Below are 22,290 nucleotides of genomic sequence, written 5' to 3'. Positions count from 1 at the left end.
GGGGCAATCGCCGCCTGGCCCAAGTCAACGAGCGCAAAACAACCCATGCCAACGCGGGGCTCTACTTGACTAATATCCGACGACTGGCCTAGCTAACTTAAGCAGCTGCTTAAGGCTTCTGAAAAAGAACTGTCACGCAGAGCGTAGTGAACCGGAGGAAAGCGGAGCCCGGCATCTTGCGTGGAGTAGTGAATTAATCTTTTGTCGTACTGAGCAGATTATCCAAACAGACGAGATGCTACGCTCTGCATGGCGGCCTATTTTAATAAGCTCTTAGTCAGCCAGAGGTTGTTCTAAAAAAGATGGAAGTTTGGCTTGTTGAAAACAAGTAAGCCTCATCTGGAGAATGGGGCGAATTGCTGCCACATTTGCGGTAAATGCTGTATCAGCCTCTATCAACGCTGAAGTAGTGAAAAGCCCTTCTTGACATGCTATGTCGGCCTGCCGCGCAGCACGGAGCACCTGAGCCCGACGCACCCCGGCAACGCAGCCACTAGCCAGCGAAGGAGTAAACAGTACTCCGTCCTTCGTCCAAAATATGGCAGCCGCACCTGCTTCCGCCACATGTCCGGCCGCGTCGCACAGGATGATTTCATCTAACCCGCGTTGTTGCCGCTCGTGGGCAGCGCGTACGTAGAGCCACGCCTGCGGCCCCTTGCAAAAGCTCAGCGGCGAATAAATGGAGTGAGTTTCCCGTGCGAAGTCAGCCGTGGCTACCGCTGTGTCATCGGCGGCAAAAGGCTCGGCGGTGGCCAGCCATTCGGCGGTATTTGTGGGGGGCGTGTAGCGGCCGCCACCAGCGCGCCAGAACTGCAGGCGCAGGCGAGCAGCGGGTAATTCATTCGCCCTTGCCAGTGCAGCCAAGGTGGTTTCCAGCGCTTGGGGCGTTGCCAGGGCTTCGGGCAGCGCGAGATAAAGGGCCGTTGCCGCCTGCTGCATCCGTTGGTGGTGGTCGGCAGCGAGACGCAGGTGGTTTTCAATGAAAATCAGCGTTTCGAAAAAGCCATCGCCAAAAGCGAGCCCCCGGTTGGGCAAGCCTAATTGGAAGGTGTCTGCCGACAACAGCTTGCCATTATAAAGTAATCGTTTCATGGTGCTGCCTACAAAATCCGTGAAATCCGAAGAAGCCGCTTGAATCTGTGGTTCAGACCAGGAGAAACTTCTTACCCGGCAGCGCCCGCACCACCCCCCGGAACTCTAGCGCCAGCAGGAGGGAAGCCACTGCGTGAATGGGCAGCTGCGCTTTCCAGGCCAGGTCATCCATTTGTGCTTCACGGCCCGGAGCAACTGCCAGCACCGTAATGATTGCATACTCATCCGCCGTAAAATCATCGGCCGAGTAAGAGGGCGCAGGCTTAAACTTGCCCGACTGATGCAGTGCTTCGTCCCAGTTTAGCAGCTGCTCCAGGTCTTTGGGTTCAGCATAAAGGGCAGCCTTGTTGCTTTTGATAAGCGCGTTGCAGCCCTCGGATGCCGCCGAGCCCAGGTTGCCGGGCACGGCCAACACGTCGCGGTCGTAGCTCAGGGCCAGCTCGGCGGTGATGAGGGCGCCGCCTTTTATAGCTGCCTCCACCACCACCGTGCCATCGCACAGGCCTGCGATAATGCGGTTGCGGGCTGGGAAGTTGTAGCGGTCGGGCTGGGTGCCAAAGGCGAATTCGGTGAGCAAGCCGCCTTGCTCGCGCATCTTCTCGGCGGTTTTGCGGTGCGTGGGCGGGTAGATGATGTCCAGCCCGGTAGCCATGACGCCTACCGTTTCCAGGCCTTCCTGCAAGGCAGCGCGATGGGCCATGATGTCGATGCCATAGGCTAGGCCACTGACAACCAAGGGCCGGTGCGGCAACAGTCCCGTAATGATGCGCTCGGTTTGCTCGCGGCCGTATTCGGTGGCTTTGCGCGTGCCAACCAGCGCGATGGTTTTGGGAGCGTTCAGGTCAGCCGTGCCCTGATAGTAGAGAATGGCCGGCGCATCGGGAATGAGCTTAAGGCGGCTGGGAAAGCGCTTGCTGGTATAGAAGAGAATTTCTACGCCGTCTTTCTCGGCTTTTTTGATGCCGGATTCGGCTTTGCGTAGCGCGCTTTCACGTTCCGGACCGGTGAGAATTTTAACGGTGGCATCGCCCACACCGGGAATGCGGCGGAGTTTGCCAGGCGGCATGGTGAGCACCGTTTTGGCGGCGCCGCCGTAGCTCATGAGCTGCCGTGTGAGCTGCGGGCCAATCCCGGGCAGGAGGGTAAGCGCGAGTTCGTGAAAGAGGGCTTCGTCGGCCATGTGGCGTAAGCTTCAGCTTGCGCCGAGCGCAGCGAAATCTGCTTGGTAGAAAATCTTGATTGAGCTGTAGATTTGCGGTAAGCTACAGGTAAATGCCCTCCCTGTCAAATGGGGCGTCCTGCGCAATCCAAAGGTTACGCCTCTGGCTCGGCCTTGCCGGCTGCTTCCACTTCCTTGCGGAGCATCAGCAAAAACGACCTGACCTTCTCCAGGCTCTGCACCACGTCAATCTTCTCCTTCAGCTGCGGGCCTTTTTGCTTGAGCATGTCGCGGGCGCCGGGGATGGTGTAGCCGCGCTCCTTCACCAAATGGTAGATGGTGCGGAACACCTCAATGTCCTGCGGGGTGTAGAGGCGGTTGCCTTTTTTGCTGCGGCGGGGGCGCAATTCGTCGAATTCAGTCTCCCAGAAGCGCACCAGCGACTCGGCCACCTTGAACTGGGCGGCCACTTCGCCTATGGTGAAGTACTGTTTCTCAATGCTGCGCTCTTTATAGGGCATATGGCTACCTTTGCTTTTCAGCCGAAAAGTACCTAAAAAAACTGCATTCGCCGCTATTTTGGCTGCGTAGCCCCTCTTGTTTATGTCGCTTCCTACTGCTTCCGCTGTCCGTCAGCAATTCCTTGATTTCTTCGCCTCTAAGGGCCACCACATTGTGCCCTCGGCTCCCATTGTGGTAAAAGATGACCCCACGCTGCTGTTCATCAACAGCGGCATGGCCCCGTTTAAGGACTATTTTCTGGGCAACAAGCCGGCGCCTTATAAGCGTATTGCCGACACCCAAAAGTGCCTGCGCGTGAGTGGCAAGCACAACGACCTCGAGGAAGTAGGCTACGACACCTACCACCACACCATGTTCGAGATGCTCGGCAACTGGTCGTTTGGTGATTATTTCAAAAAAGACGCCATTGCCTGGGCCTGGGAGTTGCTCACCGAGGTGTATAAGCTCGACAAGGACCGCCTCTACGTTACCTATTTCGAAGGCGACAAGGGCGATAAGCTGGATGCCGACTCCGAAACGCAGAACCTGTGGCGTCAGTACACCACCGACGACCGGATTCTGCCCGGCAACAAGAAGGACAACTTCTGGGAAATGGGCGACACGGGCCCCTGCGGACCATGCACCGAAATCCACATCGACCTGCGCTCCGATGAAGAGCGCGCCGCCAAGTCCGGCCGCGAGCTGGTGAACGCCGACCATCCGCAGGTGGTGGAGGTTTGGAACAATGTATTCATGGAGTTTCAGCGCCTGGCCGACAAAAGTCTCGTGAAGCTGCCCGCCCAACACGTTGACACCGGCATGGGCTTCGAGCGCCTGATGATGGCCGTATCGGGCGTGAAGTCGAACTACGACACCGACGTCTTCCAGCCTCTCATTCAGTTTATCGCCAAAGAAGTAGGAGTGGAGTACCACGGCACAGCCCCGGCCACCGTGACCGACCAGCCGACCACCGAAAACGAGAAAACCGACATCGCCATTCGGGTCATTGCCGACCACATTCGCACCATTGCCTTCACCATTGCCGACGGGCAACTGCCCAGCAACGTGAAGGCCGGCTACGTTATCCGCCGCATTTTGCGGCGGGCGGTGCGCTATGCCTTCTCGTCGCTGAACCAGAAGCAGCCCTTCCTCTTCAAGCTGGTGCCGGTGCTGGCCGACCAGATGCGCAACATTTTCCCGGAGCTGAAAGCCCAGACGGCTTTTGTGCAGCGCGTGATTGAGGAAGAGGAAATTGCCTTCCTCAAAACCCTTGAAACCGGCCTGCGCCGCCTCGATGCCCTCGAAGAAACCGCCCGCGCCAATGGCAACCGCATCGACGGAAAAACCGCCTTTGAGCTGTCTGATACCTTCGGCTTTCCGCTAGACCTCACTGCCCTCATCGCCCGCGAAAAAGGCCTGACCGTAGACGAGGAAGGCTTCCAGAAAGAGTTGGCGCAACAGAAAAACCGCAGCCGCAACGCCCAGGAAACCGAGCAGTCGGACTGGACCATTGTGGCAGATTCCGAGGAGCAGCCCGCCTTTGTGGGCTACGACCTCGACATGGCTCCGGCGCGCATTCTGCGCTACCGCAAAACAACCGCCAAGGGCAAAACCGAATACCAGGTGGTGCTCGACCAAACTGCGTTCTACGCCGAAAGCGGCGGGCAGGTAGGCGACACCGGTTACTTGGAGTCGCCACTTTCCAAAGTGCGCGTCATTGACACCAAGCGGGAAAACGACCTCATCGTGCACACCGTGCTTGAGTTGCCCCAGGACCTGGAGGCCGAATTTCTGGCTCAGCCCGACGTAGCGCGCCGCACCCAGATTCGGCAGAACCACTCGGCCACCCACCTGGTGCAGGCGGCCCTGCGCGAAGTGCTGGGCAGCCACGTGCAGCAGAAAGGCTCGCTCGTGAACGAGAAGCTGCTGCGCTTCGACTTCTCGCACTTTACCAAGGTGACCGACGACCAGCTGCGCCAGATTGAGCGCATCGTGAACGAGCGGATTCGCCAGCAAATTGCGCTCGACGAGCGTCGCAACGTGCCCATTGCCGAGGCCAAAGAGCTGGGCGCCATGGCGCTGTTCGGCGAGAAATACGGCGAGTTTGTGCGCGTCATCACCTTCGATAAAGACTTCTCAGTGGAGCTGTGCGGTGGCCTGCACGTGCCCAACACGGGCCGCATTGGCTACCTCAAAATCACGGCGGAAAGTGCCGTGGGTGCCGGCGTGCGTCGCATCGAAGCCACCACAGGTGTCGGGGCCGAAGCCTACATCGACCAGCAGCTCGACTTGCTGGCCCAAGTACGCGAAACCCTGGGCAATCCCCAGCACCTCATCACCAGCATCGAAAAGCAGAGCGAGGAAATTGCGGCCCTGCGCAAGCAGCTCGAGCAGTTTGAGCAGCAAAGCCTGAACCAACAGAAAGACCAGTTGGCTGCCCAGGTGAGAGAAGTAGGCGGCGTCAACTTCCTGGCGGCTCAGGTGCAGGCCAGCAGCGCCGAAGGCTTAAAGAAACTGGCCTACGACCTACGCCAGGTGGTGCCGAACCTGGTGGCCGTGCTCGGTGCCGAAATCGACGGCAAGCCGCAGCTAGCCGTGATGCTAGACGATGAGATTGCCAAAGCCGGCAAGCTGAACGCCACCACCATGGTGCGCGAGCTGGCCAAAGAAATCCAGGGCGGCGGCGGCGGGCAGCCGTTTTTTGCCACGGCAGGAGGCAAGAATGTAGCCGGGCTGGGTGCAGCCATTGCCAAGGCAGAAGAAGTCGTTGCCAGAACGCTCTAATTCGACTTAAAGCTCGATTTTGCGGCCGGATTGGTGCAGGTTAATATTCCAATATTAGCTTCGCCAAACCGGGCGCTTGCTTTTGTAAACGGAGCCGGCATTCGCTATCGTTATTTCTATCACTTTCTTAATGCGCACACTTTTATTTGTCGGAGCAGCCTCACTGGTGCTTTACGCAGAACCAGTAGCTGCCCAGAATAACCCAGCCGCTGCCGTTGCAACCCCGGCCACCCAAACGCTCTATTTTGATGCAATGGGAAAAGAGCTGAAATCAGCAGAGGGAGCCGACCACCGCGAGGAAAAGATTTATCGAGACAGCATCGGGGGCACTGTTCGTATTTACTATCCTTCGGGCAAGCTGCGTCGGGTGGTGCCTTATCTGCATTTTCAGTACGGCATTAAGTACGGGGCCGAAATGAGCTTTTACGAAAGCGGCGAAATAAAAAGTCGGTGCGTGTATAACACGAAAGGCCCTTTGGGGTATCACGAGCAGTTTTACCGAAATGGAAAGGTGAGTGCGCGGTATCCCCTGGGCCTGGACTTGCCTTTAAATGCGAAAGGCGAAATGTTTGGGCCTGATGGTCAGCCAAGAGCTCAGGGCGTGGCCCTGGAAAAGATGCCTACGCTGGCCGGCGCGGGTAATAGGGCGATTGTGGCCACGGTGCAACGCGCCGTTCGTTACCCAGTAGAAGCCTTGCGCGCCCAAATACAAGGGAAGGTTTTGGTGAGCTTTATGGTCGACGACGCAGGATTTGTGCGCAATGTGCACGTTGACTCGACACCTTCACCAGTATTCAATCAAACCGTGCTAGCGGCCGTGGCCTCGTTGGGACGGCTCACTCCGGGAGAACTGGATGGTGAAACGGTGGATGTTTTTTACACGGTGCCCATCACGTTCGCCATTCAATAGCAGAAGCCAGGGCAAGTTTTAAAGCTCGTTGCCAAACGAGCTGAAGCGGTGGTACGGATTGCCGAGCTCGTAATTCAAAAGTCGCCTTCATCAAAATGAAGGCTCAAACAATTGATTCGCGCATCCGCTAATACAGATTCGGAGTTGTATAGGTAGCAACGTGTATATTCGAACGACTTCCGTATTCTATTCCCTGCTCGCCAGTTATGAATGCCTGAAGTCCTGGCCATGTTTATGCTACCCCATAACTAACGGCAACTGCCCGTCTCCGAATGAGAAAGCTATTCTGTTCCCTGTGCCTGGCTTGGCCGCTGGCCAGCCAGGCACAGGCCCCGCAGGTGCCTGCCCCGGTTTCCACCTTTTTTACCAAGAACTACAAGCTGACTACAGCTGAAGATTCCACAGCCTACTGTGTCGAAACCACTTTTCGCGACAGTGTGGCCGGAGTAAGCCGGGTTTATTATCCCTCGGGCCAGCTGAAGCAGTATGTGCCCTACAGCAACGTGGCTCGGGGCACGGTGTTCGGCACGCTCACCACTTGGTACGAAGACGGCACCATGCGCTCCAAGGAAGACTATGTAGGCGGCCAACGCCACGGCGACCTGCTTACCTATTACCCCGACGGCTCCCTCAAGCGCCGCGAGCAGTACGAGAGCGGCCGCGGCGGCGTGGGAGTTTGCTATGCTCCTAATGGCTCGCTGGTGCCTTATTTTGTGTACGAGCAGCTCCCATTATATCCGGGTGGCCAGGAAAGGTTAATTCATGAGCTTTCGACGGGCATTCTTCTCAATGCCAACGAGACCCTTGCCATGCGGCGGGAGAGTGCCAAGGCAATGCAGATGGCAACCCGAAGCTGGAAGCTCGAAGTGCTGGTAGAGCTGCAGGTGGGCGAGGACGGCCGGGTAACTGGTGCGGAGGTTGTAAAGTCCAGCTCCCATTTTTTGAACAATGCCGCTTTGCGCGCTGCGGCAAAGCTCAAGCGGCAGTTTGTGCCGGCCCGGCTTGATGGCCAAGTGGTAAAAAGCAACTTAGTGGTGCCCATTTTCTACACCTTGCACCTGCCCGCCGGCCGTTCTGCTGACCGGTCAATGATGATGCGCCCAATACCGTTCCTGAACCGCTAGAGCCGGAAACCTGAAAAAAGGAGCAACAAGGCCGTAGGTGAAGGTGACGCGCACTAGCCTTGGGGCTACCCTACGGTGGTTGCTGGCGGCCTACGTTCGTGCCCACCTTCCCCGCAGGCGTTATCTTTAGGGACAAATAGCCCTTAGTACCCCGCTTTTTTGATATGGACGAAGCCACTCTAGCCAAATACCAGCCCGTAATTGGCCTCGAAGTACACGCTCAGCTGCTGACTCACAGCAAAATGTATTCGTCGGACGAAAACGAGTACGGCGTAGCACCTAACACCAACCTGTCGGTGATTACCCTTGGCCACCCCGGCACGCTGCCCAAGGTGAACCGCACGGCCGTAGAGTTTGCCATGAAAATGGGCCTGGCCACCAAATGCCAGATTCGGCGCGACAACCTGTTTGCCCGCAAAAACTACTTTTATCCCGACTTGCCCAAGGGCTACCAGATTACTCAGGACAAAACTCCGATTTGCCACGATGGCCACGTCGACGTGCGTCTCGGCGACGGCACGGTCAAGAAAATCGGCGTTACCCGCATTCACATGGAGGAGGACGCGGGCAAGAGCATGCACCTAGCTGGCGAAACCGAAACCCTCGTCGACCTGAACCGCGCCGGCGTGCCCCTCATCGAAATTGTGAGCGAGCCCGACATCCGCACTGGCGAGGAAGCCTACGCCTACCTCATCGAAATTAAGAAGCTGGTGGAGTACCTCGGCATCTGCGACGGCAACATGGAAGAAGGCTCGCTGCGCTGCGACGCCAACATCTCGGTGATGCTGAAAGGGGCCGATAAATTCGGCATGAAGGTGGAAGTGAAAAACATGAATTCCTTCCGCAATGTGCAGCGGGCCATTGCCTACGAAATTGAGCGGCAGATTGCCATCATTGAAGCCGGCGGGGAAGTGGACAGCGAAACCCGCGGCTTCGACGCGACCAGCGGCACCACCAACGGCCAGCGTAGCAAGGAAACCCTCAACGACTACCGCTACTTCCCCGAGCCGGATTTGCCCCCGCTGGTTATCTCCGACGAGTGGCTGCACCGCGTGGCTGCCGAACTGCCGGCCCTGCCACAGCAGCTCTACGCGCGCTTCACCGGCGAGCTGGGCCTGAACGACTACGACGCCTCGGTGCTGGTCGACCAGAAGGAGGTGGCCTTGTTCTTTGACGAGCTTTCGCGCCTGACCTCCAACGCCAAGGCTGCGGCTAACTGGGTGATGGGCCCCGTGAAGTCCTACCTCAACGAGCGGGCCCTCACCATGGCTGACTTCCCCCTCGACCCCGCCCAGCTTGCCGGCATCATTGACCTCATTGATGCGGGCAAGCTGAACTACTCGGTGGCTTCCAAGCAGCTGTTTCCGCACCTGCTCGAGCACCCGCAGGCCAATGCCACTGGCGCCGCCGAGAGCCTGGGCTTGCTCACTCAGGCCGACACCGGGGAGCTGGCCGGCTTGGTGCAGCAGGTGTTGGCTGGCAATCCGGCTAAAGTAGCGGAATACCGCGCCGGCAAAAAGTCGCTCACGGGCATGTTCATGGGCGAACTCATGAAACTGACCGGCGGCAAGGCCGACCCCAAACTGGCGAACCAGTTGCTGCGTACAGCGTTGGACGGATAAGCCTGTGAAGGGCTTTTAGAACTGTGTAGCAATGCCGCCCTTCGGGTGCATTGCTACACGGTTCTGCTTTCACAAGGCTGCGGGTTTTGTGCCATGGAACAATATTCTTTCCGGCCCGCGTTGGCTATTTTTACGCACAAGCTTTTAGCGTATGCTTCATCCTTCGACTATGATTAAATCTGTTTTCCTGGCTGCCACCGTGCTGACCATGGCTAACTCCTGCCAAAATGCCGACGCGGCCGATGGGTACGAGGTTTCGGGTCAACTCAAGAATGCTCCTGCTGGCACCGTGGTGCGCCTGTCGGAGCTGGTGTCAAATCAGTTTGTAGAGAAAGGCCAGGCCCAGACCGATGCTTCGGGTAGCTTCACCCTCAAGGGCAGCAGCGCCACCCCGGGCATTTTTCAGCTGAAAGTTGACGACGCCAACCAGGTGCTGCTGCTGCTCGACAATAAAACCAAGGTGCAGGTCAGTGGCGACGCCAAAAGCCTACCCGTGACGTATACCGTAAAAGGCAGCAAGGATGCCGAAGTGCTTCGCCAGCTCACGCAGGTGTTGCAGAGCACCAAGAGCGAGATTGAAGGCTTAGGCCAGCGCTATAATGCCGCCGGCCAGGCCGGAAAAACCGAAGAGATGAAGGACATTGAAAAGCAGTTTTACGTGATACAGGGCCGCAACAACAACAAGATTAAGTCTCTGATTCGGCGCAACGCCACCACGGTGGTGGGAGGTTTCGCGGTCGGGGCCTTCCTCAACCCCGAAGAAGAGTTTCAGTTTGTTGACTCCGTGGCTACCGTACAGCGCAAAGCCAACCCCAACTCGCCCTTCACCAAGGAGCTGACGGCTCGCCTGGAGCCCATGCGCGCTACGGCTGCCGGGGCCCTGGCCCCCGAAATCAACCTTCCCAAGCCCGAGGGCGGCACGCTGGCCCTAAGCAGCCTGCGCGGCAAGTACGTGCTGCTCGACTTCTGGGCCAGCTGGTGCGGCCCCTGCCGCCAGGAAAACCCGAACGTGGTGAAGGCTTATAACCAATTTAAAAACAAAGGCTTCACCATCTACTCCGTGTCGCTGGACCAGGACAAAGGCAAGTGGGAGAAAGCCATTGCCGCCGACGGCCTGACTTGGCACCACGTTTCGGACCTGGCGGGCTGGAACAGCGTGGGCGGGGCTGCCTACGGCGTGAAGTCCATTCCGGCCTCTTACTTGATTGACCCCGCGGGCAAGATTATAGCTAAAAATCTGCGCGGCGAGGCCTTGGCCGCCAAGCTGGCCGAAGTGCTCAAATAATTGTTTAACGTTGTCAAAGCAAAGGGCCAGTCTTCACGAAGACTGGCCCTTTGCTTTTTGGTCAGGACTGAGGGTAGGATTTGAACCTACGAATGAACTGCTGAAAGCTTCCATCGGGGTACCGGGGCACGACGGCATTCTCCACGCCGTCACCTTCGTCAGGTAGCCGGTTCTTAGTTCAAGAACATGGCCTTTAGACCTGGCCATAGCCGTTTCTTAAGGCTCACGTCGTACTCCACCAAGTCGACGGTGGCCGATGAGAGATAGGAAAGGCCGAGCGTAGGGAATTGAACGGGCTCGTAAATCTGGGTATTGCGAATGGTGGCGTCGAGCAGGTTTTTGCCGAAGGCCACGATGTGCGTGGCCGCCAGTTCCCGGCGCAGGTTGACCAGCGCTACCGGCAACTCCGATTCCACGTTCACAAGCACCACGTCGGCCATCACCATACCCAAGGCTTGCAGCATCTTGTTCAGGAACACGTTGCGGTGCAGCTTTAGGAATTGCTCTTTGGGCAGCCTGAATAACAAGATGATTCCTTGAGCATTATCGCCCAGCGTGGTAAACTGGGTGAGCATGACGGGGGGCACGGCCGGAGCAGTCGCAGGGGCCGCTTCTACCGCCGGTTTGGTGGGAGGCACCGTGCGGGCTACTGGTGCCGTGGGCAGCTCGGAGGCGGCCGCTGGTTGGTTGAAGCCAGCCGCAAGCCGTTCCAGGCCCGCGGAAGGATGGCTGTAGCCTTTTGAAGGCTGCGGAATGGCGACAGGGGCGGGCTTGGGCAAGGGCGCTGCCGGGGGCGCTGGGGCAGGAGCTTTGGTGGAAGTAGGTGCTTCAGCTACTGCATCTGCGGCGGGCACAGGCTCTGCCGGGACGTAGAGCGTGACGTCGGTGTAGAAGTTTTGCAGGAAAGCAAGCTTTTCGGCAGACATGGCTGGAAGGAATTGATGAAGAGCAGGGAGTTACGCAATTGCAAGTAGCTAAAAGTAGCTCCAACTGCCTGCTATTACAATGCAAACAAGGCTTTTAGCTCCTCGGCTTCGGCCGGCTTCATGCGGCCGGCCAGCACGAGGCGCAGCTGACGGCGGCGCAGGGCACCGTCGTAGAGCCGGACTTCCTCGTCCGTCTCCGGAATTGCCTCGGGCACGTCGATGGGCCGGCCGGCCTGGTCGACGGCCACAAAGGTGAAGAACGCCTCGTTGGTTTTCATTTTGGTGCCGCTGGGTATGTCTTCGGCCCACACGTCGATGTGCACCTCCATGCTCGAGCTGAAAGCCCGGGTAACCTGCGCCTGCAGCGTGACCACGTTGCCCAGACGAATGCTGTCGCGAAAGGAAACGTTGTCGACCGAAGCCGTGACCACGATGCGGTTGGAGTGCTTTTGGGCCGAGATGGCCGCAGCGATGTCCATGAGGTGCATCATGCGGCCGCCCATGAGGTTGTTCAGGGTATTAGTATCGTTGGGGAGCACCAGCTCGGTCATGATGACGAACGAATTGGCGACGGGTTTTTGCTTGCGCATCAGCGAAGAAGGGGGTGAGCAGTAAAGAAAATTTGCTTGCAGAAAAGTGCGTGCAGTGCCCGTGCAAAGGTACGGACCGGCCCTTCGGGAAATTTCTGAGGCCTTAAAAAAGCCCTGAACGGGAGGCAGGGCTTTTTTTAGTAGCGTATTCACGCCGCCACTGGCCAAGACTTACTCAACCGTGAGCTTGCTGGTGAATACTTTACCGTTGAGCGTGATGCGCACCACGTAGATACCGGCCCGTATGGTCTTGCCGGCCGTTTGCAGGGGCAGGGTTTGCTGGCCGGCACCGTAGGCTTTAGCCGGCAGGGTCAGCACATCGCGCCCCAGCACATCGGTCAGGCGCACCTGTACTTGCGTGGCAGCGGTCAGGAGGAGGTGCACCGCCGTTTCCTGGGTGTGGGGGTTAGGGTAAATGCTGATGCCGTGGTTGGCTAGGGCGTGGGTGTTGCTAGTGGCTACCTGGCTGAAGATGCGCAGATTGTCAAGAAAGAAATTGTTGCCCGCGGTGCTGCCGTTCACCATCTGCAAGCGTACCTTAAATAACTCGCTGCCTTGGAACTGGGCCGGAATAGGCACGGTGAGGGTCTGCCAGTCGGTGCGGGCAGCCGGCACGTACCCGTCAACCGGGTTGAGGCCCTGGGTTGTGAGCTCGGCTACTTCGAACACTTCGGGCATCGACCAGTTTACGCCGCAGTTGCTGCTGAACGACACCCGGAGCTGGTCGTTGCTGCTGGCCGAGCGCAACGCAAAGGCCCGCGCAAAGCTCAGCACCGCCGTGCCCGGCACGCCCCTAAGATTAATATTGGGCGTCACGAGCGTGGTGATGGCCCCGGCCGCGTTGAGGCGGTTGTTTACCACCAAGTAGGCCGTGCCATCGGCGGCTGGCACGTTGGTTTGCCGTATCCAGCGGTAGTTGAAAGGGGCCCCAGCGCTGTTCGAACCGCTCAGGTCGTAGTTGCGCAGTGTGGGGGCTTGGTAGAGGTTGGGGAAATTGGGGTTCTCAAACGACTCAGCAAATGGCGCTGTTTCGCCGCCCGTGGGGCCCTCCACCCGAATCAGGTTGGTGATAGTGCGCGTGCTGCTGCCCACGTTGTTGGTCACGGTTTCGGTCACGGTATAGAAGCCGGCCGTGGGGTAGCTCACGCTCACCGTCTGGCCCACAGCGGTGGAGGGGTTGCCGCCTGGAAAAGACCAATTATAGGTCAGGTTGCCGCCACTCACCGTGAAGTTTGAAGAATAGTCGCGCAGGGTCACCGGAGTATTCACGCATATGCTGGCACTCGAGCCCGGAGCTACCGCAAACGCCGCAATGGGGGCACAGTCGGGGGCCAAGTAACCATCATTTGTGCCCGTGGCCACAAGGTTGGCGGGGGTCGCAAGGCCGGTTCGTACGGTGTTGAGCACGCCGCGCATCAAGTCCTTCTGACCTTGGGTGAACATAGTGGGGCAAGACGCATAGTCCATGAAATTCTGCACATTGGCCAGAATGGGCTGGTTGGTAGTGGGGTCCGTGCAGGGCATGTAGTTCAGATTGCAGCTGTAGGTGCCGTTGGTGGGCGGCGTATCGGCTACAAAGTCAGTGTCGGTGCAGTTGCCTGGAATCTCGGGGTTGTTGCCATTGCCCCAGGGGTGGCGCAGGCCAAAATAATGACCAATCTCGTGGGTGCCAACGCGGCTCAGGGCGCGCGCAGGGTTGCTGGTGCCTTGGTCACCGAAGTAGTCGTTGCGCACCACAAAGCCGTCGCGCGTGGCGGAGGAGTTTTGCGGGAGGTTCGAGTAGCCCAGCACAATGCCACCCCCCGCTGTGGAGGTGCCAATGCTGCCCACCACCCAAATGTTGAGATAACGGGTCCGGTCCCAGATGACCACCGACTGCACCGCCCCGCTCTGGTTGTCGTTGATGAGCTCGGGCGCATAATGGCGGGTGATGCCGGTGGTGCAGTTGCCCGAGGGGTCTTTTTTAGCCAGCCGAAACTGAAAGCCCACCGAGGCGGCAATCGGGCGGAAGGCGGCGATGGTAGTAATGGTGTCGGCGTTGCGCTTCTGAAAATCGACGTTGAGGGCCTCAATGGCGCTGTTAATCTGCCGGTCGGTGATGTTGTCGGCCCCGCCGGCATGAATCACGTGCACCACCACCGGGATGGTTACGTCGGGTGCCGCCGCCGTGCCCCGCTGCTGCATGCGCATCTGGGCTTCCAACTGCTGATAAAAGGCCCTATCGGCTTCGCGGGCGCCCGGATGTTCGGCGTAGTAGCGCTCCTGCTCGGCATCGGCACCGCACCAGTTTCGGCTGCGTCCGCCGGGGATGCTTTGGGCACTGGCCCCAAGGCCGGACAGGACGAGGACAGCAGTCAGCACCGAGGGTAAAAGTCTTTTAAGCATGAGCCGAAAAAGTGATGTAATGTGGTGGGAGAGGGCGAAGGGGGCACTATGGCCCCTACGGGCAGCCGTTTGAGCGCACGTTTCCAAATTTACCGAAAAGTTGCAATAAGCAATTTAACCCAATGACATGGCTTCTGCTCAGGCTATCACCATGTTGGTGTCGCAACGCACCGTGCGGGCCCGCAGTTCAACCAGCATTCAGCCGCGCCGACTGACACCGTGCGCCAAGCTACGGCCGGGTAGTTACCGCCACCATTTCCTGGCTTACAGTAGCGGGGGCTACTGCCGCCAGCCGCTGGCCCCAAGAAGGGGCACAAAACGAAACACCTCGAACTCTTCCCGCACAAAGGACTCGGGGCCTTCGCGCGTCACCCGCACCATGCGCTGGGTCTGGTTGTCGCCCACCGGAATCACCAGGCGCCCGCCCACCCGCAGCTGGCGCAGCAAAGCGGGTGGCAGGCCCGGTGCGCCGGCCGTAACCAGAATGCCATCGAAGGGGGCATGTTCGGGCAAGCCCAGCGAGCCATCGCCGCAATGCAGCGCCGCCCCATGGGCACCCAGCGCGGCCAAAAACTGCCGGGTGCGGGCAAATAGAATCTCGTTAAATTCTATGCTGTCGACGTGTGGCGTGAGCTGCAGCAGCACCGCGCACTGGTAGCCCGAGCCAGTGCCCACTTCCAGCACGTGGTCGGTGGGCTGGACGTTCAGCAGCTGGGTTTGGTAGGCTACTGTGTAGGGCTGCGATATTGTTTGACCTTCGCCAATGGGGAAGGCCTTGTCCTGGTAGGCATGGGCCTCAAAGGCCGGCTCAAAAAATAGATGCCGCGGCACAGCCGCCAGGGCTGCCAGCACCCGCTCGTCGTGAATGCCGCGCTGGCGCAGCTCGCGCACCAGCGCCCTGCGCTGCCCTTGGTGGCGATATGTGTCGGTGTAAGTCAATTCAGCTAATAATTACCATGTATCGATGAGCAACAAGCAGCTAGGGGGTGTGTGGCTGCCCTCTTAGTGCGGGGCGCACAGGCCCTGCGGTAAGCCGCAAGGCGAACAACACGAGAAATGCAAGGACTAAACCAGTTCATTACTAACCAGTAACTGCTCTCCGGCAGCGAGTAGCTATATGTCAATAACAGCACACTGCCCTTCGTTCCTACCTTTGCCCGGCGCGGTTTTTCTACCGGCCGCTAAAATACTACCCAACCCGTCGCTTTGCTGCTGATTCGCCGCTTTCAATATGCCAAGCTTGTAGCTGCCGATTTTGGGGCGGCCTTGTTGGCCTGGATGTGTTTCTTCCTGTTGCGCAAGTACTTGCTCAACGAAATGACCGGCTACCGCTTCAACGAGGCCGCCCTGTTCGACTTAATTTCATCGGCCTTGGTAATTGCCATTTTCTGGACGGTCCTGTACATTCTCATTGGCGAGTACCGCGACATCTACCGCAAGTCCCGCTTGGCCGAAATCATTCGGCTGGCCCGCGTATCGGCGCTGGGGGCCGTGGTAATTTTCTTTGCCTTGCTCCTCGACGACGAAGGGGTTGATAATTATCGGCTTTACTACAAGACGATTACGGCTTACTTCCTGTTGCACTTCTTTATCACGGCCGTGCTCCGTACCTGGGCCGTCAGCAGTGTGCAGCGTCAGATAAGGAATGGGCGGATTTCTTTTCCGACGCTCCTGGTTGGGTCGAATGCCTTGGCCCTTAATACATTTCACGAGCTGGCCCGAACGAGCCGCCATTTGGGCCTGAATCTGGTGGGCTTCACGCGCGTGGGCGACACCATCGACCCCGACTTAGCGGCCCAACTGCCGGCCCGGGGGTCGTTTAAGCGGCTGCCGGCCTTGGTACGGTCCCTAAAAATCGAGCAAATCGTCATCGCCATCGAGCCCCGCGAGCACCAGCTCATCCAGGAGCTACTGACATTGCTCGAGGGCACGACTGCCCGCGTGAGCATCCTGCCCGACCTCTACCAGATGCTGCTGGGCTCGGTGAAAGTGCACCACTTGTTTGGCACGCCGCTCATCGAAATCAAGCAGGACTTGCTGCCCGTGTGGCAAGCGGTGCTCAAGCGGGTGGTCGACGTGGTAGGCTCGGCCTTATTTATACTGCTGGCCAGCTGGGTGTATGCGCTAACGGCGCTGATGGTGAAGTTGTCATCGCCTGGCCCGGTGTTCTACCGGCAGGAGCGGATTGGCAAAAACGGCCAGCCGTTCCGCATCATCAAGTTCCGCTCCATGTACCTCGATGCGGAAAAAACCGGACCGGCCCTGAGCTCCGACCACGACCCGCGCATCACCAAATGGGGCCGCTTCATGCGCAAAGTGCGCCTCGATGAGTTGCCCCAGTTCTGGAATGTGCTCAAGGGCGACATGAGCATAGTGGGGCCCCGGCCCGAGCGGCAGTTTTTTATCGACCAAATCGTGAAAATTGCTCCTCACTACCGGCATTTGCACCGCGTGCGCCCGGGCCTTACCTCCCTGGGCCAGGTGAAATATGGCTACGCCGAAACCGTGGAACAGATGGTCGAACGCCTCAAGTTTGACATTCTCTACATTGAGAACATGAGCTTGGCGATGGATTTTCGAGTGCTGCTCTACACCCTGAAGATTATTGTGGAGGGCCGCGGCAAGTAATGCATGAAGACGCCCCTTTAAACCAACTGGAGCGCTGCCGCACTTATGTCTTCGTGCAGCGGGTTTACAATGCAGATTATTCCTTCCTGCTACGAGGCGTGGTAGGCCAAAGCAGCCGGCGTGTTGGGCGGGCCGGGTAGTGCAGGCTCAACTCGGGGAGCGAGCCTACAAAAAAAGCACCAGCCAGGAGGTCGGGGCAATGGGGACAGGCATTTTGGCTGTTTAAGACAATTCTCTTAGCCAGGCCATGGCATTTTCTTCCTTGTCGAAATGGCGATAGGTAAGGGCGGCGGCTTTTGCATCGTGCATTACCTGAGCATTGGAAAGGCGGGCAAATACGTCGTTGGCCAGCAATACTGCCCCAAAAATCCCGCCTGGGGCTTGTCGGGAGCTGTCGAGCCAGTAGTTCACTATCCAGGCGCTTTCTTCTTCGGTGTAGGGAGTCATCAGCCGCTGGTCGCCGAGCAGGCGGTTACAATGGTTGCGCTGCAATAAGTTTCCGGTATGGGTGAGAAGGGCCTTAAGTTCGGTGAACTGGCGTTTGCCAGCTTTATACTGAAGAATAACGAAGCCATCGGGATGCTCGAAGAGTCGACCGGTGGCATTTTCAAAATAAAGTCTTGGTGTAGAGTGTAATAGCATAGGCGACGGATGTAACTAACGGGGCATGAATGTTTAAAAGTAGAGAATGTTGTAAGAAACTTTATGCTGCAGGCAAATAGAAGTATGACGGGCTGAAGCGCCGCCGCCAATCTACAAATATTGCTTGGAAACAGTTGAGAGAAAGTCGCTTTTTCTCGCAGCCTTGCTTTCGCAACCAGGGTACTTGTTGCGGAAAAACGACAGGTTTTGCCGATGGTATGAGCAGAAATATTGGCCAGCCGGTATCGAATGAGTTGAACAAACCACAATCACATTGCTATGTTTAAAGACAGCTAAAAACAGGGCCGCTATGCCTACGCTAGTCTTGTAAAGAAATTGACTTTTCCACCGCCAACTGAAATTTTGTTGGCGCCCTTGTTGCCGACTGAGCGTTTTTTTCTTCTGATAATCAGCGCATCGGGCCGGCCCAGGGGCACCGGCGTTTGGGGCTTTACCCAGAACGAAACGCTGCCGTCCGTAGTTTTGTAGCGCAAGTACCCCGCGCAGCTGGGCCGTGTTTGGAACCAGCCACGCAATTGGCTGTTCAGCAAAGCTTCCTATGCATCGCTGCGTAGCAGCCTGCTACCATGGCGCGGAGAACTTACACTGCCGCGCAACGTGCGGAAAAAGCCTCAGGAAAGCCCTTTCAGGGCCTAGTGCGGCAAGGGCAGTACCTTATTTAGCCTGGACCATTCAAGTCCCGGGTGAATTACATTACCTATGAATACCGAAGTAAAAGGAAGAGTACTCGTTGCCATGAGCGGCGGAATCGACTCTAGCGTAGCCGCCGTGCTGCTGCACGAACAAGGCTACGAAGTGGTTGGCATGACCATGAAAACCTGGGACTACGCCAGCGCGGGCGGGTCAAAAAAAGAAACCGGCTGCTGCTCGCTCGATAGCATCAACGATGCCCGTGACATTGCCGTGCAGCTCGGCTTTCCGCACTACATCATCGACATTCGTGATGAGTTCGGCGACTTCGTTATCGACAACTTCACCGACGAGTACCTCGCCGGCCGCACGCCCAACCCCTGCGTGCTCTGCAACACCCACATCAAGTGGGACGCCCTGCTACGCCGCGCCGACCAACTCGGCTGCCAGTTTATTGCCACCGGCCACTACGCCAATATTCGCAAGGATGCGGAGTCGGGCCGGTTTGTGGTGAGCAAAGGCCTCGACGAGAACAAGGACCAGAGCTATGCCCTGTGGGGCGTGAGCCAGGAGAGCCTGAGCCGCACGCTGTTTCCGCTGGGCGGCATGCGCAAAACCGAAATATATGACGAAGCCCGCCGGCGCGGCTTCAATGAGCTGGTGAACAAGCCCGAGAGCTACGAAATATGCTTCATCCCCGACAACGACTACCGGGGATTTCTGCGGCGGCGGGTGCCCGGCCTGGAGGCACGCGTTGCCGGCGGCAACTTCGTAACCAAAAACGGGCGCGTACTTGGCAAGCACGAGGGCTATCCGTTCTACACCATTGGCCAGCGCAAAGGTTTGGGCGTGGCCCTGGGCTACCCTGCTTTCGTGCTCGAAATCCGGCCCGATACCAACGAAGTGGTGCTCGGCAACTACGACGAGCTGGCCAGCACGGCCACGGTGGTGGGCAAGCTGAACATGGGCAAGCAGGCTAGCCTGGCGGGCCAGGGCCTGGTGCCCGCCGTGGTGAAGGTGCGCTACAACCATGACGGCGCGCCGGCTTTTCTGGAAGAAATAGACGGAAAAATCCGCGTTTATTTTGAGGAGCCCGTGCACGCCATCACGCCCGGGCAGGCCGCTGTATTCTACGACGGCAACGACGTGCTGGGCGGCGGTTGGATAGAGCGCCACGTTATCGGCGAATTCCCCTTACCTTTTGCCGCCGTCGAGGCCGGTAGCTAAGCTTATCCTTTTTTTTCTTCTACCTCTTTTATGCATTTCATTCCGGTCGCCCTCCTGGTTAAAAACAAAGTCCGCCGCACCAGTGTAGCCCTTTTGGCGGGCGGGCTGGCCGTGGCAACGGTGGGGTGTAAAAACGAGTCGCTACCTGCGCCCGAAACCGGTGTCGACTATTATCCCATTGCGGTGGGCAACTACTGGACCTACGCCGTGGTGGACACCACCTGGAGCCGGGCTTCGGGCGGGGCGGGAGGAGCACAGCTGATAAATAGCGTGCCACGCGACAGCACCTACCAGCTTAAGGAAACCATCACGGAGATTTTCACCGACGCGGCGGGCAAAAAAGTCTACCGGATGGTACGCTCCAAACGGGTGGGCGCCACTGCTGCTTTCCGCGACGACAGCGTGTTTGTGCTGAGCGCCAACGAGCAGTTTGTGACCCTGAACCGCAACAACGCGCGCACGGTGGAATTGATATTTCCGGTGCGGGAAGGCCGCTCCTGGAATTTCAACGCCTTCAACAACAATTTCAACGACACCATCACTGCTGAAACCCGCCAGTACAGCGCCATTGGCCAGCCCTTTAGCTTGGCGGCGTCGGGCAGTGTGCCGGCGCGGTCTTACCCCGTCGCGCTGACCACTGCCAATACCGGTGCGGCTGCCGAAAACAGTCTGGTGAAGCAGGCCAGCTACCGCCAGGTGTTTGCAAAAGGTGTGGGCCCTGTGTTTAGGCGGCGGGTTTATTTTCAGCCTTATACCTACGTAGCGCCGAACGGCAACCAAGTGTACCCGCCCCGTGCGTATGTGTCGGGTTTCACGCGCCGCGAAACGCTGATTGACCACGGTCCCCGCTAGGAGGGCAGCTCTTTGAACAGAAGCAGGTCAATTGGCGGTTGATGGCTAGTAGCAATAAGCTGCCGGGCTTCTTCAACTGCATGCTGCCAAGCCTGGGTCCAAATTGCTTGAGGCTGAGCGTCATCGGCAACGAATTTGCAATCCACAATCTATTAGTTTCAGGTTTCTCTTTGCAATGGTGCCTACTTCAATAAAGAGCTTGGTTTTGGTGGCTCTGGCTGGCCTAGTCAACTTGCTGGCCGCTGCGCCAGCCTCCGCGCAGGGCACGGTGCGTCGCCACCTTGTGTACTTCCGCGACAAAGCCGGCTCGCCCTTTTCGGTGGCTCAGCCCCAAGCGTTTTTGTCGGCCCGCTCGGTGGCGCGCCGCGCCCGGCAGGGCATTGCGGTGCTGCCCCGCGACCTGCCCGTGAACCCTGCCTATGTGGCGCAGGTGCGCGGCGTGGCTGGCACACAGGTTCACTATACCTCGCGCTGGTTTAATGCAGCCGTTGTGTCCTGCGATTCGGCCACTTTGGTCCGGGTTATGGCCCTTGCTCCGGTGCTCAGCGCCGCTACGCTTAACCGCAGCTTCCGGGGCGTGGCCCCCACGCCGGCGCCTACGCAGCTGCCATCCGTGGCGGCTCGCGGCGCCCTGGCCACGCGTGTGCAGTACGGGCCGGCTTACCGCCAAAACGAGCAAATCGGCGCCCTAGCCATGCACGATGCCGGCTTCCGCGGCGAAGGCATGCAGATTGCCGTTTTCGACGCCGGCTTTCCCGGCGTCGACCAGATTCCGGCCCTGCAGCCCCTCTTCCAGGAGCAGCGCTTGGCGGGTACCCGCAACTTTGTTGATGGAGGCACCAGCGTGTTTCTGCGCAACGGCCACGGCACTAATTGCTTGTCGGCTATAGCTGCCAACCAGCCTGGGTTCTACATCGGCAGTGCTCCCAAAGCCACGTTTCACCTATACATTACCGAAGACGTGAGCTCCGAGCACCCCATCGAAGAAGCCAACTGGCTGGCTGCTGCCGAGTACGCCGATTCCGTAGGGGTCGACATCATCAGTTCATCGCTGGGCTACACCTCGTTCGACGCGCCCTCGGTTTCCTATACCTACGCCGACATGAACGGCCGCACGGCCATTAGCTCGCGGGCCGCTACCATTGCTGCCCACGTGGGCATACTGGTGGTTAATGCTGCTGGGAACGAGGGCAACAGCCCATGGCGCTACATTTCGGCGCCCGCCGATGCCGATTCCATTATCTCGGTAGGCGCCATCGATTCGTTGGGCAACCACGCCAGCTTCAGCTCCTACGGGCCCACGTCCGATGGACGGGTCAAGCCCACGCTGTCGGCCATGGGCCGAGCGGCGGCCGTGTTGTCCCCCAACGGAGGGGCCTTCCGAGGCAGCGGCACCTCCTTCGCTTGTCCCATCCTGGCCGGCATGGCCGCGGGTTTCTGGCAAGCCAACCCCACACTTACCGCGCAGCAGGTGATTGCCGCTTTGCGCAACACGGCTTCGCAGGCCACCACGCCAACTCCCACCCTGGGCTATGGCATTCCCAACTTTGTGACCGCTTATAACGCCTTGCACCCCAACGGGCCGCTAAGCTCAAAAGACAAAAGCGACCCAGAGGCTGAGGCCTTGGTGCTGTACCCTAACCCCACCGGCGACGGCGCCGTCACGCTGGCATTGCCCACAGCGCTCCGCGGCAAGCCCCTGCGCGTGCGGGTGTTCGATGCCCGCGGGGCAGTGGTTGCTACCCAGCAGGTTGCGGCCTCGGCCACCGTCACCGCGGCCCTGCGCCTGGGCCGCCTAGCAAAGGGTACCTACACCTGCGAAGTGAGCACCGGAGACACCCGCCGCACGGTGAAATTTACACAGCAGTAACCCCATACTCAAGGCTTGAAAAAGGCGCCGTGTAGCGCCTTT

The 22,290-nt window shown here is 58.6% G+C and carries 17 protein-coding genes; 9 read left to right on the top strand and 8 right to left on the bottom strand.

Annotated features, from left to right (window positions below):
- Positions 1-273: 273 nt before the first annotated feature.
- The 3 genes from ACP7AJ_RS05840 to ACP7AJ_RS05830 all read right to left on the bottom strand — a co-directional run bounded on the left by ACP7AJ_RS05840 (position 274) and on the right by ACP7AJ_RS05830 (position 2,772).
- Positions 274-1,092, bottom strand: a complete 819-nt coding sequence (locus ACP7AJ_RS05840) for an aminotransferase class IV (protein ID WP_426059255.1) — start codon at positions 1,090-1,092, stop codon at positions 274-276.
- A 52-nt stretch (positions 1,093-1,144) separates the two neighbouring features.
- On the bottom strand, positions 1,145-2,272 hold the full coding sequence (dprA, locus tag ACP7AJ_RS05835; protein WP_426059254.1) for a DNA-processing protein DprA: 1,128 nt from the start codon (positions 2,270-2,272) through the stop codon (positions 1,145-1,147).
- A gap of 134 nt (positions 2,273-2,406) precedes the next feature.
- Positions 2,407-2,772, bottom strand: coding sequence for a MerR family transcriptional regulator (locus tag ACP7AJ_RS05830; protein ID WP_196283244.1), 366 nt, complete (start codon positions 2,770-2,772; stop codon positions 2,407-2,409).
- A gap of 82 nt (positions 2,773-2,854) precedes the next feature.
- Here ACP7AJ_RS05830 and alaS point away from each other — a divergent pair, with 82 nt between their 5' ends.
- The 5 genes from alaS (at position 2,855) to ACP7AJ_RS05805 (ending at position 10,477) form a co-directional block, all read left to right on the top strand.
- The gene (gene alaS, locus ACP7AJ_RS05825) at positions 2,855-5,536 is read left to right on the top strand and encodes an alanine--tRNA ligase (protein ID WP_426059253.1); all 2,682 of its coding nucleotides are present in this window, start codon (positions 2,855-2,857) and stop codon (positions 5,534-5,536) included.
- A 130-nt stretch (positions 5,537-5,666) separates the two neighbouring features.
- Positions 5,667-6,446, top strand: a complete 780-nt coding sequence (locus ACP7AJ_RS05820; RefSeq protein WP_426059252.1) for a TonB family protein — start codon at positions 5,667-5,669, stop codon at positions 6,444-6,446.
- Between the two features lie 272 nt (positions 6,447-6,718).
- On the top strand, positions 6,719-7,570 hold the full coding sequence (locus ACP7AJ_RS05815; RefSeq protein WP_426059251.1) for a TonB family protein: 852 nt from the start codon (positions 6,719-6,721) through the stop codon (positions 7,568-7,570).
- A 164-nt stretch (positions 7,571-7,734) separates the two neighbouring features.
- Positions 7,735-9,192, top strand: coding sequence for an Asp-tRNA(Asn)/Glu-tRNA(Gln) amidotransferase subunit GatB (gene gatB, locus ACP7AJ_RS05810; RefSeq protein WP_426059250.1), 1,458 nt, complete (start codon positions 7,735-7,737; stop codon positions 9,190-9,192).
- A gap of 169 nt (positions 9,193-9,361) precedes the next feature.
- Positions 9,362-10,477 carry a redoxin domain-containing protein gene (locus ACP7AJ_RS05805; protein WP_426059249.1) on the top strand — a complete coding sequence of 372 codons (1,116 nt, stop codon included), beginning with the start codon at positions 9,362-9,364 and terminating at the stop codon, positions 10,475-10,477.
- Between the two features lie 173 nt (positions 10,478-10,650).
- Here the strand turns inward: ACP7AJ_RS05805 and ACP7AJ_RS05800 are convergent, their stop codons facing one another.
- The 4 genes from ACP7AJ_RS05800 to ACP7AJ_RS05785 form a co-directional block, all read right to left on the bottom strand.
- Positions 10,651-11,403 carry a hypothetical protein gene (locus ACP7AJ_RS05800; RefSeq protein ID WP_426059248.1) on the bottom strand — a complete coding sequence of 251 codons (753 nt, stop codon included), beginning with the start codon at positions 11,401-11,403 and terminating at the stop codon, positions 10,651-10,653.
- Positions 11,404-11,477: 74 nt separating this feature from the next.
- A complete protein-coding gene (locus ACP7AJ_RS05795) occupies positions 11,478-11,993 on the bottom strand; it encodes an acyl-CoA thioesterase (protein ID WP_426059247.1) in 516 nt (171 codons plus the stop codon).
- Positions 11,994-12,164: 171 nt separating this feature from the next.
- Positions 12,165-14,378 (bottom strand): M43 family zinc metalloprotease, encoded by a 2,214-nt coding sequence (locus ACP7AJ_RS05790; protein WP_426059246.1) that lies wholly within the window; start codon positions 14,376-14,378, stop codon positions 12,165-12,167.
- A 279-nt stretch (positions 14,379-14,657) separates the two neighbouring features.
- Entirely contained in the window at positions 14,658-15,317 is a 660-nt protein-coding gene (locus tag ACP7AJ_RS05785) for a protein-L-isoaspartate(D-aspartate) O-methyltransferase (RefSeq protein WP_426059245.1), read from the bottom strand.
- A gap of 267 nt (positions 15,318-15,584) precedes the next feature.
- Between ACP7AJ_RS05785 and ACP7AJ_RS05780 the strand changes: the two genes are divergently transcribed.
- On the top strand, positions 15,585-17,006 hold the full coding sequence (locus ACP7AJ_RS05780; RefSeq protein ID WP_426059244.1) for a sugar transferase: 1,422 nt from the start codon (positions 15,585-15,587) through the stop codon (positions 17,004-17,006).
- A gap of 222 nt (positions 17,007-17,228) precedes the next feature.
- Here the strand turns inward: ACP7AJ_RS05780 and ACP7AJ_RS05775 are convergent, their stop codons facing one another.
- Positions 17,229-17,648 carry a hypothetical protein gene (locus ACP7AJ_RS05775; RefSeq protein ID WP_426059243.1) on the bottom strand — a complete coding sequence of 140 codons (420 nt, stop codon included), beginning with the start codon at positions 17,646-17,648 and terminating at the stop codon, positions 17,229-17,231.
- Positions 17,649-18,368: 720 nt separating this feature from the next.
- On the opposite strand from ACP7AJ_RS05775, the gene mnmA reads away from it, so the two are divergent.
- The 3 genes from mnmA (at position 18,369) to ACP7AJ_RS05760 (ending at position 22,248) form a co-directional block, all read left to right on the top strand.
- Positions 18,369-19,526 (top strand): tRNA 2-thiouridine(34) synthase MnmA, encoded by a 1,158-nt coding sequence (gene mnmA, locus ACP7AJ_RS05770; RefSeq protein WP_426059242.1) that lies wholly within the window; start codon positions 18,369-18,371, stop codon positions 19,524-19,526.
- Between the two features lie 30 nt (positions 19,527-19,556).
- Positions 19,557-20,378 carry a hypothetical protein gene (locus ACP7AJ_RS05765; protein ID WP_426059241.1) on the top strand — a complete coding sequence of 274 codons (822 nt, stop codon included), beginning with the start codon at positions 19,557-19,559 and terminating at the stop codon, positions 20,376-20,378.
- A 175-nt stretch (positions 20,379-20,553) separates the two neighbouring features.
- Positions 20,554-22,248, top strand: a complete 1,695-nt coding sequence (locus ACP7AJ_RS05760) for a S8 family serine peptidase (RefSeq protein ID WP_426059240.1) — start codon at positions 20,554-20,556, stop codon at positions 22,246-22,248.
- Positions 22,249-22,290 lie beyond the last annotated feature (42 nt).

Source organism: Hymenobacter sp. B1770 (assembly GCF_049896385.1).
In the GTDB taxonomy this organism is placed as follows: Bacteria; Bacteroidota; Bacteroidia; order Cytophagales; family Hymenobacteraceae; genus Hymenobacter.
Note: the sequence above shows the minus strand (reverse complement) of the source record. Positions and strands in the feature narration are given on the sequence as shown.